Source organism: Enterococcus ratti (genome assembly GCF_001886195.1).
In the GTDB taxonomy this organism is placed as follows: domain Bacteria; phylum Bacillota; class Bacilli; order Lactobacillales; family Enterococcaceae; genus Enterococcus_B; species Enterococcus_B ratti.
The window spans coordinates 1-18,166 of sequence record NZ_JXLB01000004.1 but is presented as its reverse complement, the minus strand read 5'-3'; the positions used below and the strand labels follow the sequence as shown (position 1 = coordinate 18,166).

General features: G+C 33.9%; 15 protein-coding genes and 2 pseudogenes. 2 read left to right on the top strand and 15 right to left on the bottom strand.

Going from position 1 to position 18,166, the window contains the following annotated elements; all coding sequences use genetic code 11:
- Nucleotides 1-198: 198 nt before the first annotated feature.
- From RV14_RS12555 to RV14_RS02535, 4 genes are all read right to left on the bottom strand, one after another.
- A complete protein-coding gene (locus RV14_RS12555) occupies nt 199-378 on the bottom strand; it encodes a hypothetical protein (protein WP_245785444.1) in 180 nt (59 codons plus the stop codon).
- A 366-nt stretch (nt 379-744) separates the two neighbouring features.
- Nucleotides 745-1,998, bottom strand: a complete 1,254-nt coding sequence (locus RV14_RS02545) for a PTS sugar transporter subunit IIC (RefSeq protein ID WP_071854760.1) — start codon at nt 1,996-1,998, stop codon at nt 745-747.
- Nucleotides 1,999-2,032: 34 nt separating this feature from the next.
- A complete protein-coding gene (locus RV14_RS02540; RefSeq protein WP_071854759.1) occupies nt 2,033-2,350 on the bottom strand; it encodes a PTS lactose/cellobiose transporter subunit IIA in 318 nt (105 codons plus the stop codon).
- 17 nt (nt 2,351-2,367) lie between these two features.
- A complete protein-coding gene (locus RV14_RS02535) occupies nt 2,368-2,688 on the bottom strand; it encodes a PTS sugar transporter subunit IIB (RefSeq protein ID WP_071854758.1) in 321 nt (106 codons plus the stop codon).
- Between the two features lie 207 nt (nt 2,689-2,895).
- Here RV14_RS02535 and RV14_RS12550 point away from each other — a divergent pair.
- Nucleotides 2,896-3,054 (top strand): annotated as a pseudogene (locus RV14_RS12550) (IS110 family RNA-guided transposase); the annotation flags it as partial.
- A 342-nt stretch (nt 3,055-3,396) separates the two neighbouring features.
- Here RV14_RS12550 and RV14_RS02525 read toward each other — a convergent pair.
- From RV14_RS02525 to RV14_RS02480, 10 genes are all read right to left on the bottom strand, one after another.
- Nucleotides 3,397-4,032 (bottom strand): DUF998 domain-containing protein, encoded by a 636-nt coding sequence (locus RV14_RS02525; protein ID WP_071854756.1) that lies wholly within the window; start codon nt 4,030-4,032, stop codon nt 3,397-3,399.
- A gap of 155 nt (nt 4,033-4,187) precedes the next feature.
- On the bottom strand, nt 4,188-5,639 hold the full coding sequence (locus RV14_RS02520; RefSeq protein ID WP_071854755.1) for a response regulator transcription factor: 1,452 nt from the start codon (nt 5,637-5,639) through the stop codon (nt 4,188-4,190).
- Between the two features lie 3 nt (nt 5,640-5,642).
- The gene (locus RV14_RS02515) at nt 5,643-7,370 is read right to left on the bottom strand and encodes a sensor histidine kinase (protein ID WP_071854754.1); all 1,728 of its coding nucleotides are present in this window, start codon (nt 7,368-7,370) and stop codon (nt 5,643-5,645) included.
- A complete protein-coding gene (locus RV14_RS02510) occupies nt 7,363-7,977 on the bottom strand; it encodes a DUF624 domain-containing protein (RefSeq protein ID WP_071854753.1) in 615 nt (204 codons plus the stop codon). Before RV14_RS02510 ends, RV14_RS02515 begins: the two co-directional genes overlap by 8 nt.
- Before the next feature lie 418 nt (nt 7,978-8,395).
- The gene (locus RV14_RS02505) at nt 8,396-9,850 is read right to left on the bottom strand and encodes an ABC transporter substrate-binding protein (protein ID WP_071854752.1); all 1,455 of its coding nucleotides are present in this window, start codon (nt 9,848-9,850) and stop codon (nt 8,396-8,398) included.
- 39 nt (nt 9,851-9,889) lie between these two features.
- Nucleotides 9,890-10,810, bottom strand: coding sequence for a carbohydrate ABC transporter permease (locus RV14_RS02500; protein ID WP_071854751.1), 921 nt, complete (start codon nt 10,808-10,810; stop codon nt 9,890-9,892).
- Nucleotides 10,811-10,824: 14 nt separating this feature from the next.
- Nucleotides 10,825-11,772, bottom strand: coding sequence for an ABC transporter permease (locus RV14_RS02495; protein WP_071854750.1), 948 nt, complete (start codon nt 11,770-11,772; stop codon nt 10,825-10,827).
- Between the two features lie 298 nt (nt 11,773-12,070).
- A complete protein-coding gene (locus RV14_RS02490; RefSeq protein ID WP_071854749.1) occupies nt 12,071-12,796 on the bottom strand; it encodes a pseudouridine synthase in 726 nt (241 codons plus the stop codon).
- Between the two features lie 76 nt (nt 12,797-12,872).
- A complete protein-coding gene (locus RV14_RS02485; protein WP_071854748.1) occupies nt 12,873-14,519 on the bottom strand; it encodes a putative polysaccharide biosynthesis protein in 1,647 nt (548 codons plus the stop codon).
- 360 nt (nt 14,520-14,879) lie between these two features.
- On the bottom strand, nt 14,880-15,455 hold the full coding sequence (locus RV14_RS02480) for a hypothetical protein (RefSeq protein ID WP_071854747.1): 576 nt from the start codon (nt 15,453-15,455) through the stop codon (nt 14,880-14,882).
- Nucleotides 15,456-15,985: 530 nt separating this feature from the next.
- On the opposite strand from RV14_RS02480, the gene RV14_RS02475 reads away from it, so the two are divergent.
- Entirely contained in the window at nt 15,986-17,497 is a 1,512-nt protein-coding gene (locus RV14_RS02475; protein ID WP_071854746.1) for a UDP-N-acetylmuramoyl-L-alanyl-D-glutamate--L-lysine ligase, read from the top strand.
- 207 nt (nt 17,498-17,704) lie between these two features.
- On the opposite strand, the pseudogene RV14_RS12180 reads toward RV14_RS02475, so the two are convergent.
- Nucleotides 17,705-18,166: pseudogene (locus RV14_RS12180) on the bottom strand (hypothetical protein); the annotation flags it as partial.

The window sequence follows — 18,166 nt, the reverse complement described above, 5'->3', positions numbered from 1 at the left end:
AATGAATTCAGTCTACGATTTTATAACCTTCTTATTTCTTATTAATCCTATCTATTTGATATAAATAAACAGGTATTCCCTCATTGTCTTGAGCCATCGTTAAAAATTTCCAGTCATGTCTTTCATAAAACCTACTATGATCAGTTACTAAATATAGTCGTGAAATACCTAATTTTCTCATATCCCTTTTGATAAATGTTAAGATTTCTTTAGCGATCCTCGATTGCGATACTCTTTTTCCACAAATAAAGCACATACATTAAGTGTTAAATCATGGCGATCATGAAAATCATTTTCAATCACTCCTGCTCCAGCTACAATTTTTTGTTCTTGCGTTACTAAGATATACCATTGCAGAACAACCTGACGCGGTAACAACGATTCCCGCATGCTATCTTGATAAAACGAAAGTGGTAGATGCCACTTTGAAGTAAACCACCGCGTTGCTTGTTCAATCCATTTGGGCTATTTTCTTAATATAATCAACTCGTACCCCTTCATGCATTTCTTCACTCCTCTAATATTTGCACCATTATATCACATTCGTTATTAAAATGAATTTTCAATAACTCTCAAAAAAAATTATCCTATTATTTGCTCCCTTTAAAAAATTTTTTTAAAGGGAGCAGACTCTACCTAAAAAACCAGTTGCTAATACACACGCCTAGCAACTGGTTCTTTAATTGTTATAAAATTATTCATTAAAAACTATTTTTCTTCCCTGTTCTTTTGTTGCACGTAATTCTAGCCATTCAATACTTCTTTTCTTCTTTCATGAATTGTTGCCACCTTAACAAATGGAAGATAAATCAAAATAGATGAAACTAAGTTTACAGCAGCTAGTACCCCGCCAGCAATACTTTTTGTTGCTAATACCCCGCCAATAACAGGAGGTGTTACCCATGGTGGCATTACTGTTGCAGCTGGAACTAAACCAGTTGAAGTAGCAAAATATGCGACAGATACTAAGACCATGGGAGTTAAAATAAATGGAATAAACATAATTGGATTCAATACGATTGGTAGCCCAAACATCGTTGGTTCGTTGATATTAAAGACTCCCGGCGCAATAGATAAGTTTGTTACGACCATGTAAGGCTTATTTTTACGGCCAACTAAGTAAATCGCTAATAATAACCCTAAAGTTGCTCCTGTACCACCTAAGTTAACAAAACTATCAAAAAACGGTTTGTTTACGATGAAAGGTGCGTGCTGCCCAGCAGCGATTGCGTTTACATTTGCTTCGATTGCAGGTGCATTGATTGTTTGCATTAAGGGATCGACCATGTTTGCTCCGTGTAAGCCAAAGAACCACAAGAAAGGCGTAATGAACGCTAATAATAATGCAGATGGATATGAATTTGCCAAACCCATAAATGGTTCTTGAACTGCTGTGTAAAAAGCGCCAACGATATCGTCTATGCCAAATGCTGCAAAAATTGCTGCAACCAAGGCAAATAATGAAATCGTAATCATTGCAGGTAGTAAGGAAGCAAAGGCTTTTGCTACTGCCGGTGGTACGCCATCAGGCATTTTAATGATTAATCTTTCATTTCCACTTAAACGAACAAAAATTTCTGTTGAAATAATTCCTACAATAATAGCAATAAATAAACCATTAGAGCTCATGCCTAAAGCTCCGCCTAATGCGAAGAATGAACCTAAAGAAATAACACCGGCGGATACACCGTCTTTACGGTAGCCGTTGGCTAGATGATAAGCAAGTAAAAAAGCAATTAATACTGAAAGAATCGCAAACGTACCATTCCAAGCTGATGCACCAAATCCTTTCCAAGCTTCACCGCCAAAAATCGAGTTCATTAATTCTTGGAATCCAGGGATAGGCAGATTATTAATCATGACAGCTAAAGCCCCTAAAATCATTAACGGCATGCTGACCATAAAGGAATCACGTATTGCTACTAAATGCCGTTGGGCACCAATTTTTGATGCCACAGGTATAAAGTGTTTCTCCATAAACGCAACAAATTTATCCATGTTTCTTACCTCTTTTCCATTTTATCTTCTTAAGTTAAACATCTACTCTACGATACAAGTCGATAATTTCTTTTGCTAGATCAGTGAAAGCGATCGAAGTCATTAAGTGATCTTGGCTGTGAACAGTTAATAATGTCACTTCCATATGGTTTCCTTGGGCTTCTTGCGTTAACATTTCTGTTTGGGAATGATGCGCTTGCACTAAAGATTCTTCTGCATCCTTAATTTTTGCATCTGCTAACTCAAAATCACCTTTTTTAGCAGCAGCAATCGCTTCCATTGCATCGCTTTTAGCATTTCCGCCAAACATAATCAATCCCATGATGGCTTCTAGATTTTTTTGATCTTGCATATTGTTTTCTTCCTCCTTTATTGATTGATTAATGATTCTGCTTGTTCTAATACTTTTGCGCCATTCATCATGCCATAGTCTTGCATATTGATAACAGCCAGTGGAATTCCTTTAGGGGCAAGCTTTTCAGCAAATTGATTTTGCATGAACCGCACTTGTGGTCCTAGTAGTAAAACATCTACGTTTTTTGTTTCTAATTGATTATCTGCGTCAGAAGCTGATACAGCAAAGATGTCTGCTTCAATTCCTTTTTCTTCCGCTGCCTTTTGCATTTTTGTTACAAGTAAACTTGTACTCATTCCGGCTGAACATACAAGCATAATTGTTTTCTTTTCCATTTAAAACACTTCCCTTTCTTTATTCTTACACTTTTATATAAAGCAACTATCGTGCCAATTTTTAAAGCGTTTTACATCTTGGTTTGCTAGCGTTTTCAAGATGTTTTTCTTTACATACACACATTTTTTTTATTTACACACTATAATTAGTGTGTAAATCACTCGCTTTTTGAGTCGCTAAAATACGCATAAAAAACATACTAAGCTATTGTAGATTACTATTACAAATTAAAAACGCAACCTTTACCCAAAAAGGATAAGGTTGCGACCGTAGCCTGTATGAACAAACTACTAAAGTGTCACTATTCTATGGTTGAGAACAAAACAAATTACGACTATGCGTACACGGTCTCTAAGGACCAATAAGGCAATGACCTGATAAAAAAAGTAAGCCCCCTGATAAAAAAATTGAAACGAGTATCAGGGGGATTTGGTATGGAATTCAATAATTAATTTTCATTATTTACCTCTTGACTAATGGTAGGAAAGAGGCTGGAGCAGAAGTGTTTAACTCCGAGAAATAAGAAGGAATACACGAAAATTGCTTTTCAAATTTTTTCGAATTTAGGCTTATTTTCGAAGGAATTGCTTCTGCTCCTGTCATTTATCTGTGTTTAGAGCGTGAAGTAAAAGTATTCTTTACTTTTGTTTCACACTCTAAAAATCCAGCTCTTTAAGATATTTTGCCTGTTCGATAGCCTTTTTATTTTAAGATTTTATTTGTACAATACTTAACCAAACAATGGGTAAGTAATTAAAGAAAAAACTGACTCGCTGGCATAATCCTAACTTATTTAAAACTGGTAAATGATTTAGTCCGGGAATCCGAGCTATTCCATAAACGCCGGCAAAAAAAAGACTTATAAGCATCATGATTAAAAACTGTTGCCTTAATTGCGCAGATCCAAGCTTATCGTACAAAAGAAAAGCAAATAAAGGAAAGAGGATAAATCCGCTATAGCCAATTCCTGATCCCACATTATGAATCCACGTAGAAAAATTCCAAGCAGTTTCATTCGTATTAAGACTAAATAAACCAGTAAATATACAATCAGTCACACCATATAACCCAATAGAAACGGTTAGCAAGAGGGAAATTGGCTTTGAAGTCGTAACAAAAGTTTGATACAACGCCGGCATTGATAAAACATAAAGTCCTCCTGAAACAACGGACCACACCAAAAATGCACTTCTTACAGGACTGCCAATATCCCCAAACAGACTCATTACTGCTGTCATTTGATTTAATTGAGGATAAAACATGCCTAAAATATAAGGCGTGAGAAAATCACTTAGTACGCCTAATAATAAAAAATAAAAACCAAACTTACGTAAAAAATCCATTTTATTTCCTCGTTTCTTTAATAAAAAAGCAGAGAAGCAATCCAACGCTTACTTCTTCACTTTTTATCATTTAAAGAAATTGTACCGAAATCTCACAAATTAGACAAGCTTACAAAACGATTAGCCACCTTTTTTTAATGAATTTATGATTCACCTTACCCTTCCTCTATTCCATTAGATTCACGATATTCTTTTGGGGATTTGCCAACAATTTTTTTAAAAAGTTTAGAAAAATAAGTAGTGTTATTGTATCCGATTTCACGGGAAATTTCATTAATATTTCGATTACTATGCAATAACAACCACTTAGCTTGATCGATTCTTAAATGATTTAAATAAACAGAAAAACTTTTTTTCGTCTCTTTTTTAAAAAGTTGCCCTAAATACATCACATTCAAATGTAAACTTTCAGATACTTCTTTCAACGTCAATGGTTCGGTATAATGCTCATGTAAAATCTCAATCACTCGCTCAACATTTTTGCTGTACCTTACATGCCTTTGCTGTGCCTTTACTAAGGACAAAAGCAGATGATGCAATTCTTGAACAGTTTTTGCTTGATTGATCCTTTGAATTCCTTTTAAGTACTCATCATCTTCTAAATGGATCAACTCTCTTTGAATATCCATAAACAATAAAAAACTAAAATGGCGAATATCTTCGGGTGCCATCACCGCTGTTTGAAATTGATCAAAAAAATGAGTGAGCATTTGCTGTGCTTTTTCTAATTGCCCACTTTTTAAAATACGAGTGAAAGAAGAAAAGTCAATTGCTTGCTCTTTGGCAGCTTCTTGTTCTGAAAAAAAAATTTTCTGATCTTTGTCTTCGTAAAATTGATGCAACTGTAAATTGTCTTTGGCATGCTGATAGCTTTCAGGAATTTTATCTAAATCAGTCGTTTCATCGCCAATACTGATTAACCACTCCTTATTTGCACTAGTCTTTTGAATGAAACGGCAAAATGTTGAAACGGATTGTTCTTCTAATAGCAAAGTAAATAAGATCATATCACTAAAGTTCCGTTGATAATAAAAAAGTTCCTGCTGTTTTTTCAACCATTGATTCACTGATTTACCTATCGATCGTGAAACTTGAGCAAGTAAAATTCGTCGCTGGTGTTTACCTATTCTTTCTAACAGTTCTTCTTCACTTGATTCGTCTAATTCTTCATTGAGCCACTGGCTAAAAAGTATTTCTTGATAAATTTCTTGTTGATTCTTTTGTTCATTTTTATGATCTAAATGTTGTTTCACTTTTTCCAAGCTTTCAACTAATTCAGTTTTATTTACCGGTTTCATTAGATAATTAACTGCTCCTAATTGCATGCCACTTTTTAAATAATCAAATTCTTGATAACCCGAAAGAATCATAAATTCAAATGTATGGTGTTCTCTTTGTGCCGCTTCAATAAATTCTAATCCATTCATTTCCGGCATCGTTACGTCAGTTATAACCAAATCAATCGATTGGTCTTCTAACACTGAAAGTCCCTGCATGGCATTTTCAGCCGTTGCAACTACCTTAAAACCTAAACTTTTCCAATCAATAATTTTTTGTAATCCGGTCAAAATCATATATTCATCATCTACTAATAACACTCGATACATTTTTTACTCCTTTCTCTTAAATGTAATAGTGACAGTCAATCCTCCTTCTTTATTTTCACATAGCTGCATCTGATAACTTTTGCCAAAACTTGCACGCAACCGTTCATTCACATTTTGCAATCCAATTGATTGCGATAACTCTACTTTAGGTTTTGCTAATCTCAATTTAATTTCTTCTAATCGCTCAGGTATCATCCCCTTGCCATTATCTTTAACGATAATCATCACTTGTTGTCTTTCATGAAAAACTTTGACACTTAACGCATTATCAAAACGTGTAAAATCAACTCCATGTTTAAAATAGTTTTCAATTAGCGGTTGAATGATAAACTTAGGAACTTCAATTTTTTCTAACATCGGTTCAATTGAAAAATGATAAGCAAGGCGATTGGGATAACGCATTTGATATAAATAAACATATTTTTCACAAAAATCCAGTTCTTCCTTTAAACTAATCGTCTTTTCTTGATTAGTATTGTTTCTCAGTAAGGCAGAAAACGCATAAACCACATCAGCGAGTTCTTCACTGCCTTCACTTAGCGCATACATTCGAATGTATTCTAAGGTGTTATATAAAAAATGTGGGTTTATTTGCGCTTGAAGAGCGCGCATATGTGCTTCTTGCTGCTTGATTTTCAGTTTATAAATATTTTCAACCAGTTGATTGATACTATCTAGCATTTCATTAATCCCAATTGAAAGGTCTTTTAACTCGTATTCTGTCATAGCCGTATTAATTCGTGTATCTAGATTTCCTTTAGCTGCTTCATCCATCACATTTCTTACAACATCTACTTGCTGTGAGTATCTCTTAAATGTCTGATACAAAAAGAAAAGTAAAACACTATCTAATAAAACTACACCAAGAATTAGAGGAGTTAAATCTTTTTCAATCGCTTTTCTTACCATTTGTTTATCTAAAGTAGCTAATATACGATAATCATCAATAAGCCGTTGGTATTGGACAAAATTGCCTTTTTCAAGCATTGCGATTGGCAATGTTGAGTTTTGTTGAAGACTAGTGGCAATTAATAATTCCTGTTTCTCTAAAGTTTTTTTCGGCATTTCTTTATCATGAAAGGTATACAACCGATTAGCCGTACCTGATATCATATACAAAGAAAGTCCACTGAAACTGTTTAAACTTTCTAACGTCGCATCTAATTTTTCTTTTTCAAATCCAATAAATATACTTCCTACTTCGTTTCCCCCTTGAGTAATGGACATTTTAATATAAAACGCATTCGCAAGTTTTGGCGTTCCCTTTTTAATCGTTCCTGCTTTGTTTTCTCTGGTAGATTCAAAGTATTCAGATAATTGACTAAATACAACGTAAAGTGTCCTTACTTCTTCATAGTTCACATAAATATCTCTTACTTGATAAGGAAATGATAAAAAATCAGATGTTTTTTGCTGTTGATCATAAACATACATTAAATACTGGTCAATTGGTTTAGTTAAATAAGTCGTTGTATTTTCAATCTTTTCTGAACTTCCCAACAATTGATCTTTGATAATTTTACTAAGAGTCGTTTTATCATTTAACGTTCGATTTGTGCTTTGTAATGCTTCATGAGTCAATTGTTCTGCTTGATTTTCTGTTTGCATCCACGTATGAACACTAATAATTATTGTTGCTCCCATTGTTAATAAGACCATCACCCACGCATATTTTCGTAAAAGACGATTAAGTAATGTCCCTTGCAAAAATAAAATACGCCATCTACTCATAGCTTTCTAACTGATAGTCCAGTTGTTCCCGCCATTGTTTAGTTATCATCCCATTGTATACAGTCAACAGACCGACTATACCAAAAAGAAGCAGCCCCTTATAATTCCACGTCACCCATAAAATAATTGCTTCTCCAATTAATAATTTCAAAAAAGAAAAAAAACTAACAAAAACAGATATAAAACTTAACTTAAGTAAATTAGGAATAGAAATAAAGTAACTACTGTCTAAAATTAAACTATATTGGTAAGCTGCATACACAACCAACAAACTAAAAATAAGAATAAAATCAATCAGTAAGAAAAAGAGGCCTTGAATCTGAACAGATAAATATAAATTATAGCCCAATAAACATATAGTTGCTAAAAATGTTCCAAATAAAAGATTCCCTCTACCAAAAGATTGCTTAAATATTTTTACCCCATGTTTAAATGTTATCTTTTTATATGTAAATCCATACATATAAAATAATTCATTCACTGTTTTATATGCTGGGCCGACACCTAAAACAACGCCCCCTAACAAAGTATAAAACCAAAAATAAAAAGTTAATTTCATCACAACCCATACTCTTATAAATAATGTTTCTAAAGCCTTACCTAACATACAAATTTCTCCTCGCAAACGACCACTTAGAAAGATAAATTTTTTTCTAAGGAATTAAACTACTATTTTTTAATAAAAATCTTTATAAAACAGATTACAGTTTCACTATCTTTCTTAGATACGATAAATCATGAGAAAGAAGATAAGAAAGTGATAGGAATGTTCCTGCTTCCTACAGTCCACATTAAACGATTTATCCCCAAGCATTCCTACCATTACCAACATCTGGTAAAAATGTAGTCATTTCAGGATCTTCCAAAAAATAAGAAAGATCAAAAATAAGTGATTATTGATTCTCAAGCAAATAAATTTTGAAAAAATAAGCAGAACTGACCAAAAATTTGAAATGCAAATTTTGGAAAATAGTTCTGCTCATTCTCATTATAAAAGCTTAGCACTTTTGTCTTAGTTTCTTGAATTATTTACTTTCATTTCTAAACGCATCGTATTGTTTTTGCATTTCTGTTAATACTTTATCATAACCAGCTTTATCTAATGCCTCCATTAATTTTGGTAAAGTTTGATCAGGATCGACGGTTCCCGTATTGACACCATCCAAGTATTGATTCATGACATTTGAAATATTACTTAGTTCTGTTTTTACTTTATCCGTATTGAAGCTAAAGCCTAAAATTGGTGATGTATTAGCTTTTGCGATAGATGCATCTCTTTCTTTAATCATATCATCTGTAATTGTATCTTGCGTATACAAAATTTTATTGTTTCCAGTATTCCATGCTGGCAAATGCATGTTTGGTTGGTAGCCATCTAATAATTTAATTTTACCTTGACCATCTTTTTCCCACGCTTTTCCTTCAATCCCCCATACTAAGCCATTTAACAATTCTGGATCACTGTTCAATAATCCTAAAAATTCAACTGATTTTTCTTTATTCTTGGACGTATTTGAAACCACAAAATTGGCCATTTGAGCTTGAGCTGTAGATTTCAATGGAATTGTAATTGCTTTGGAAACTAATTCTTGGTTAGCCGTATTCGATAAAACTGTATCACCATAATCGTATGGGCCTTGTGTTTCGCCACGCATCAACCAAGTGTTCCCTTCTAAAGGATAATCTTTAGTGCTTGTTGCAGCATCACTAGGAATCAACCCTTGCTTGTACCAGCTATGCATGGTACGTAATAAGCTAATATAGTTTTCATCATTGTATTGATTAATAATTTTTGTATCGTCGCCATTTAAATCGATAGCAAATGGTAAGGTGTTTCCTAATGGATAATCAAAGTTTCCTTGTACTTTAAAGCCTTGACCGATAGCAAAAGCAGCCGTATTAGGCTCTTTTTTATGAAATTCTTGCAAAACTGTTTCCGCATCTTGATAAGATTTAATTCCATCAATGGATAAATTGTATTTGTCTAACAACGTTTTATTAAATGTTAAAACTTGTTGAGCAAAAACATTCCCATTTACTGGAAAAGCATACAATTTACCATTGACTAGATTTCCTTTGATATAGGCTTCGTCTAGATCATCATAAGCTTTTTTAGCATATTTTGGTGCTAAATCCGTCAAATCTGCAAATGCACCTTTTTGAGCATTGGAAACATAGTTATTGGCAAATGCAATATCATAGTTTTCACCTGATGAAATAATCACGTTCATTTTTTTCTCATAATCGCCCCACCCGATATAATTGATATTTACTTTTACACCAATTTTTTCTTTAATTCGTTTATTGGCAATATCCATTAACTGATCAAAATTTTTAGGTTTGTCGCCAATTTGATACATCTGTAACGTTGTTTCATCGCTAGCATCTGCGTTTTCTTTTTTGCCCGAATCACAAGCTGCTAAGGCTCCAACCATCAATAAAGAAATTCCTGTAAACGCTATTTTTTTCCATAACTTCATTTTTCTTCCTCCTAAATTATTTTTTGTTTGACTTTCTATTTATTCTTTGACTCCGCCGATCGTTAATCCTTTAACAAAATGTTTTTGAAAAAATGGATAACTAACGGCAATCGGCAAAGTTGAAATCACAACAATAGCCATTCGAGCGGACTCTCCCGGAACGGCGGCAAGTCCACCGGCCAATTGACTGCCGGCTCCTGAATTTTGTGTCAAATATTGGATATTGCTTTGGATCTTCATCAATAAATATTGTAAAGGAACTAATTGATCATCTTGGATGTATAATAAAGCGTTGAACCAATCATTCCAGTAGCCTAAAGCAGCAAATAAACTAATTGTTGCAATCCCCGGTACAGCTAAAGGCAAAACGATTTGGATGAAGATGCGCAGTTCACTTGCCCCATCAATTCTTGCCGATTCAATGATAGAATCTGATACGGAGCGTTTAAAAAATGTACGCATGACAATAATATTAAATGGGCTAACGGCCATAGGTAAAATTAAAGCCCAAATTGTATCTTTTAACTGCAAAAGATTCGTCATTACTAAATAATTGGCAACCATTCCCGGTGAAAACAGCATTGTAATCAAACAAAAAATTGTAAAAAAGCGCCGGAATGGAAAATTAGAGCGTGAAATCGCATAAGCGTATAAAGAAGTCGCTGTGCTGTTGATTAACGTTCCTAAAATTGTAACAAGAATCGTTACAAACAATGCTTGAAAAATCTTATCTTGCATTTGTCCAAAAAGATATGTATAGCCAAATGTGCTGAATTTTTCAGGCCAAAAACTATATCCGTGTACTGACAAAGCTGATTCTTCTGTAACAGAAATCGCTATGACAAATAAAAACGGCAGGATGCAAGAAAAAGCGAATAATGCAATCAAAATATTGGAGAAAAAATTGACGGTTTTATTAAATGAACGAACTTGAACTCGTTCGACTTTCTTTTTCTTCATTTTCTTTTTCCTCCTTAAAATAATGCAGATTCACTGTCAAAACGACGCGCAATTGTATTTGTAATCATTAATAAAACAAATCCTACCACTGATTGATATAAGCCAGCGGCAGCCGTCATTCCGAAATCCCCTGTAGAAGCCAAACCATTATAAATGTAAGTATCTAATACTTGGGTTACGTCATAAAGTGCTCCTGAATTTCTAGGAATATTATAAAATAATCCAAAATCTGCTCGGAAAATATTTCCTACAGCTAAAATCGTGAGAATTGTCATTAACGGAACTAATTGTGGGATCGTGACGTGTTTGATCTGCTGCCATTTGCTGGCCCCATCCACCATCGCTGCTTCATAATAGGTTGGATCAATCCCCATAACCGAAGCAAAATAAATGATGCTGTTGTAACCGATTCCTTTCCATGTACCGATGAAAACCAAAATAAACGGCCAATACTTCGGTTCGTTATACCAGTTGATTGCTTCACCGCCATGATCTGTAATCCATTGATTGAATATTCCTTTATCTGGGCTTAAAAAAGCATAAACAAAATAACTGATGATTACCCATGATAAAAAATAAGGCAGTAAAGACATGGTTTGATAAACTTTTACTAGTCGCTTGTTTCTCAATTCACTCATAAGAATAGCAAATATTACCGAAATCAATAAATTTAAAAGAATAAAAGTGAGGTTGTATAAAACGGTGTTTTTAGTAATCAAGAATGCTTGATCGGAAGAAAATAAGAATTTAAAATTTTCCCAGCCGACCCAAGGACTTTCTTTTAAGCTAGCTAAAAAACCATCGGCGGAAATATGGAAGTTTTTAAATGCTACGACATTTGCTAATACGGGGATATAAAAGAAAAAAATCATCCAAAGCATGCCCGGTATTGCCATGAGTACTAAGGCTTTGTATCGCCATAAATTATAAAAAAAATGATTTAGCCCCTTTCTTTTTTTCATCACAAAACTCCTTTCGTGTCATTCACAAAAAGATTATAGCGCTTACAAATGAAAGAATAAATAAACAAATTATAGGGAATTTGAAACAAAATATAGGAATATTAAAAAAATAGCTAAAACAAGAACCGAAAGACAAAAGTAAAACGGCTTTTATTAAATAAAAGCACAACACAAACAACAATCTTTTCAAAAATAAGTCGCAATTCACAAAAATGGGGTGAACCATTTTTGTGAATTGCGACTTATCTTGTGTAGCTGAATCCTTCCAGTCTTTTGGTAATTGCAGCAATTATTAAAGCTACATGTGAGGACTTTTAAGTTGTAGCACTTCCTTTTCAGTCATCTGACGATAACTTCCAAGTGTTAAATCTTTCGGAAGTAAAAAGTTCCCCATCCGAACTCTCTTAAGATAACTCACTTCTTTTCCCACTGCTTTTACCATCCGCTTGACTTGGTGAAATTTACCTTCGTGCAAGATCAAACGAACGATGGAAACATCATTTACAAGATCAACGGACTCTACCAATAGCTGCGCGGGTCGTGTTTTTTCCTCTCCGTCAATCATTATTCCTTTACTAAAAGCTAAAACGTCTTCTTGCGTCATGATTCCTTTGACTTTGGCGAAGTATTCTTTTTCTACATGATTTTTAGGAGATAATAACTGATGCGCTAATTTTCCATCATTCGTTATTACTAGCAGACCTTCTGTATCTTTGTCTAAACGTCCTACTGGAAAAAGATCTCTTCGGAAAACTTTCTCATCGAATAAATCAAGAACCGTTTGTTGATGATTGTCTTGTGTTGCAGAAACTACACCAGCCGGTTTATTAAGAACATAATAAAAATCTTTTTGATAAACTAAACGTTCGTTCTCATATATCACTTCATCCGTCCATTCTCTTACTTGAAATTTATCACTTTTAATTGATTGATTATTTACTTTAATTTTGCCGCTTTTGATAAGTTTTTTCACTTCTTTACGGCTTCCTATTCCAACATCGGCTAAAAATTTATCTAATCGCATCTTTAGACTCCCTTTTAATTGAAAAAAAGAAGTTAAGGCAAAATAATCATTATTCCTAACTTCTTTTTATTATTTTTTACTTGATCCTTAAACGATGACGAAGGCGTATCATGCTGGGTCCTAAAAGTCGTTCGGCTAAACGTATTTTCAATGCTAAATACACATATACTACACTACCTACACCTGCAACGAGTACAATTAATAATAGGGATTGAAATTTACTGTCTTGATTTAAAAAAATACCAAAAATTGACTTCGTGATCCAAGACGTTCCTAACATAATAAGCGTTAAGATAAAAATCAAAAGAGTTCTACGCCAAACAAAACTCGGCTTGAAACGTGCAACTTTACGTATTTTTTTCAAAATCAATACACAAGAAACAACAAAGCCTATCAAGGTAGCAAATAACGGACCATATACTTCAAACAAACGTATCGCTGGATATTGCAAAAACAGCTTCACCACAAAACCAATCGCTAAATAACGTATGGCAGCTGCATTTTCAAACATTCCCTGAAGCATGTTTGAAACCAACATGTACAATCCTAAGAAAAGTCCGACAAAACTTGCCTGAATTAACACATGACTGCCCAATTTATCTGGAGCATAAAACAGTGTATTCAATGGATAAGCGAGCAGTATCACACCAAAAGTTGCAGGAAACATAAAAAATGAAAAAAGTTGTAAATTTCCACTCGTTAGTTTGGCCAAACCACGATGGTCTTTTAGCGTGACTGCTTCTGTGATCAAAGGTAACCCTGTTGAGGCGATTGATGTTGCAAGAGCAATTACTACCATCGTCAATTTATCTGGATTCGCACTAAAAATCGAAAATAGGTCTAATAATTGATCTTTTGAGTATTCAGTCGTCGCTGACATGATTTTAATGAATGTAAACTGATCGACAAGTTTAAAAATCGTTACACCTGAACCAACAATAATAAATGGAATAGCTTCTTTGATCGTATCCAATAGCAATTCTTTTGTTGCGACATTTACTTGATTGTGACTATACTTTATACGTATCGCTGTATACATTTGTTGTTTTTTTAAAAAGTACAAAAGGATTAAAATACTGGCCAGCATGCCGACAAATGCTGCAAAAGTAGATTGCGTGACAGCTGTGACATAATCACCTTTTATGACTTTCATAATAATAAACGTGGCAAGCAACATATAAAAAATCCGGGCAACTTGCTCGGCAATTTGAGAAAGGGCATACGGCATCATTTCCTGATTCCCTTGAAAATAGCCGCGTATCACACTCATACAAGGAAAAACCAACACGGCGATGCTTAGTGAACGCATCGTTGGAATCAATTCTTCTCCGCCCCCAGAAGCATGAGCCAGCCAAGGAGAAGCGACATACATCAATACAGCAAACAAGATTCCCAATACTCCCATCATTTGTAAGGCACGAATAAATAAACGCCGAGAGACCCCATATTCATTCAGTGAATTATAACGCGCTGTCTGCTTCGCAATAGCCGCCGGAATCCCAGCTGTTGAAATTAAGAGAAACAATGCGTAAATGTTATAACCCATATTAAATAATCCATTCGCAGCTTTGGCGTGTTCATCCATCCAAGCATACCAAGGAATAATATAAACAGCACCAAGTAAACGTGAGAAAATGTTACTAGCCGTCATCCAAGCAGAACCTCTTGCCATTTTTTCTTGTGGTGTTAAATTTTCTGTTGTTCGTTTTCGTTGATTATTCATCGATCAGATTCCAACTTTCTACAAAACATTACTAACATTTTAATTGCAAAATAAAAAACTGGCAATCTTTTTTGTATGATTTTTCTGTAAATTCAGTCTGCTAAACAAATGATTTTTCTCTATCAGAGTTGCTATATTGGCTGGTCGGTAATTGTTCATTTCTATTACTTGATTCACTGATAGCTTTAGCTTTTAAGTCTATAAACATATTCTTAAGGTTTGAACGTTCTGCTTCGGCTAAAATTTCTTGTTTTTGCTCACGTATATCTTTATATTTATAGATAAAGCTTTGTCTTGAATGCTTGTATTGCTCCCATAATTGTGGATCAGATTTCCAGGGGGCTTCACATTTTTCACCTTTTAAAAAAAAGTAATTTTATTTTCTAAGGAAAATCGATGGCGATAAACGTATCTTAACTCTCGATTGGTTATACTTCTTCCATGAAAATCATTTTTATGTACAACGTCTCTCATATTTATTTCATCTAAGACAAAAAACAACTCAACGTTCGGGTCTAATCTAGCTACGTCAATTCCGATTTTACAACCTCTTTTTGCATGCAAAATTGGTTTAATAACTTCGCCATTTTTTTCAAAAAAATAGTTTTCTCCTGACTTTAATATATGTACGTCTCTATAGATATTTTCTAGTCTATTTTTCTCCTTTTTTTGTAAACACTGCAAGTAATTTTTCCAAAGAGGAAAATTACTTACAGGTGAAGAGAGATAGTTTAATAAATTATTGGTAAAGTCCTTCCATTTTTCTGCAGTGGACAAATTTTTAGCTGCACAATCAATCGCCTTTTTTATTTCATTGTTATAACAGTCAATATAATTATTTGATGTTAACTTTTCTTCTGAGTAAGAAAGAATAAACTTATCTCTTGATGATTTTAACCCGTAAATTAAAATCTGTTTTTTTACTCCTGCTAACATTTTCTACCTCCTTTAATTTTTATAATGATTGTTTTTAACTTTTTTACTAGACTATTGTACTACAATTACTAAAGTGATTTATTCTAAACAAAAATTCATTGCCAATTTTTCTTATTCTAAAGCCCTTCATAAGCTGCTTCTCCAAAGAACACAGACATCAGTTTTATAGCATTGATACTCTCACATCTTGTTTCACAAAATTTATTATTTGTATTTTAAATAAATTCGTTTTTATCTTTAAGAAAGTATTTAATCTCCTATACTTAATTGAAAAGAGGGATGGCTGATACCTTTTTATTCCTAATAACAAGCGCATGTAAATCATTTACTAGAGTTTTTTTAGGAATAGCCAAGTATCGAATTTATTCACAAGTTCTACTTGTCTGTGGCTAATTATAAACTAAATATTTCTTTCAATTTATCTCTTCATTCGTGAAATGTACTTGGTTCGACTCCTCTTCTTCAAGTAACTTCTTCAAATATGCTATAATAAGCAAGAATCAAATGAAAACAAAGTGAGGGACTAGTCAATGAGCTTCTCTTTAAAAGAAATCCGTAATTTATTAATCAAAGAAAATTTATTAAAAGAATTTGTTTCCGTTAAAGGTTGGCATTTAAGTGCCCCTGAAGAGTTTGTTTTTTATAAGCTAAGTTATGATTCACGACAAACAGATGCCGAGACCCTCTTTTTTTGTAAAGGGCTTAATTTCAAAGAAGAATATTTAAGACAAGCAATTTTAAATGGGCTAAACTACTATGTCGCCGAAGAGCCTTATGAAAATTCAGCCACTGGAATTATCGTGACGGATATTCGTAAAGCGATGGCTGTTCTTTCCATGGCTTTTTATCATTACCCACAAAAGCGATTATCAGTCATTGGCTACACGGGAACGAAAGGAAAAACCACCGCTGCCTATTTTACTAAAGCGATTTTAGAGTACACTACAAAAAACAAAACAGCATTGCTTTCAACCATGAATACGACATTAGACGGTAAAACGTATTTTAAATCTCATTTGACGACACCTGAATCTTTAGACCTGTATCAAATGATGGCAGAAGCAGTAAAAAATGGAATGACGCATTTAGTTATGGAAGTTTCCTCCCAAGCGTACAAAACACAACGAGTCTATGGATTAACTTTAGATGTTGGTATTTTCTTAAATATTTCTCCTGATCATATTAGTCCCATTGAACACCCCACATTTGATGATTATTTCTATTGTAAACGTCAATTGATTTTAAATTCTAAAACAGTAATTTTGAATCATGAGAGTGATTACTTTGATTTATTACAAGAAACAGCTCAATTAGCCAACATTCCAACGATTACCTATGGGCGTTCTTTAGAAACAGATTATGAAGTAAAAAATCTGTCTTCTGGTAATCACAGCTTTTGCTTAATTAACCATCATGGGCAACTATCAATAGAAGCGGATTATGACATTCAACTGGCTGGCGACTTCAATCAAGAAAATGCCGCAAGTGCAATTATTGCCGCAGCATTAACAGGCGCAAGCGTGGAAGATGCACAACAGGGCTTAAAAGAGGCTCGCGTGCCGGGACGAATGGATCAATTGATCAAAAAAAATGGTACACATGTTTACGTTGACTATGCGCATAACTATCTAAGTTTGAAAACCTTATTGGCGTTTGCTAAGAAAGAACATCCAACTGGCCGTGTCATTGTCGTTTTGGGAAGTCCGGGAAATAAAGCCGTTTCTCGCCGGCAAGACTTTGGAAAAGTGCTATCTGAAACTTGCGATATCGTCTTCTTGACTGCTGATGATCCAGCATTTGAAGATCCTCAAAAAATTGCCGAAGAAATTAAAGCTGCAATCACCAATCCCGCTTTAGAAGTTCATTATGAAATGGATCGCCCTAAAGCTATAAAAAAAGCGCTGGCTAAAAGCAGACCTGAAGATTCAGTTGTCGTCGCAGGAAAAGGAGTAGATCCTTATCAAAAAATCAATGGCGTAGATGTTCCTTATGAAGGAGACTATACAGTCGTTAAACGGTTAATAGAAGAAGAGCGCACCTAATTTCAACGCACAATAAACACCATAAGTCGAAATTCAAGGAAACAGTTAAAAAAGTACATTTATTTTTAGTCGTTTATCGAAAAAGCTCTTATCAAAATCTAGCATTTCTCAAATTATTTCAATTCGTGAGCAACGTCTTGTCGCTTTAAATTAATGAATTCAAAATAAAAAGTTATACCAATAGTTGGTATAACTTTTTATTTTTGTTTATTCTTCTTTATTTACTTCAAAGCGTAAATTCATCATATAAGTAGGTTTAATGGGAACTAGTAAATCTTCCAGAGAAATATTATTTCCCGCTGAACCAAAGAACGAAAATTCATATATGCCAGTTTCGTTTGATAAAGTAGTTAACGGAGTTGACTCTGATAGAGTTTGCCCATGTGAAACTAATAAAATTGACTGATCTTGTTGTGTATTTTTCATTCCCAATGTAAGATCAGTCAAACTTTCTGTATGTTCGCCATTTGTTACAGAATCAATAAAAACTGAAATCGAACGTTCTGAATGATTTTGAATTTTGTAGATAGGAGAAACAATTCCATCGCTACTTTTATTTTGTGCAAATTCAGTCTTTACAGGAACAGTAACATCAATATATTGACTCCTAGAAAAGATAGTAAGTGTTCCTTGTAACGTTCCTTCATTTCCTGCTTCATCAGTCAACGT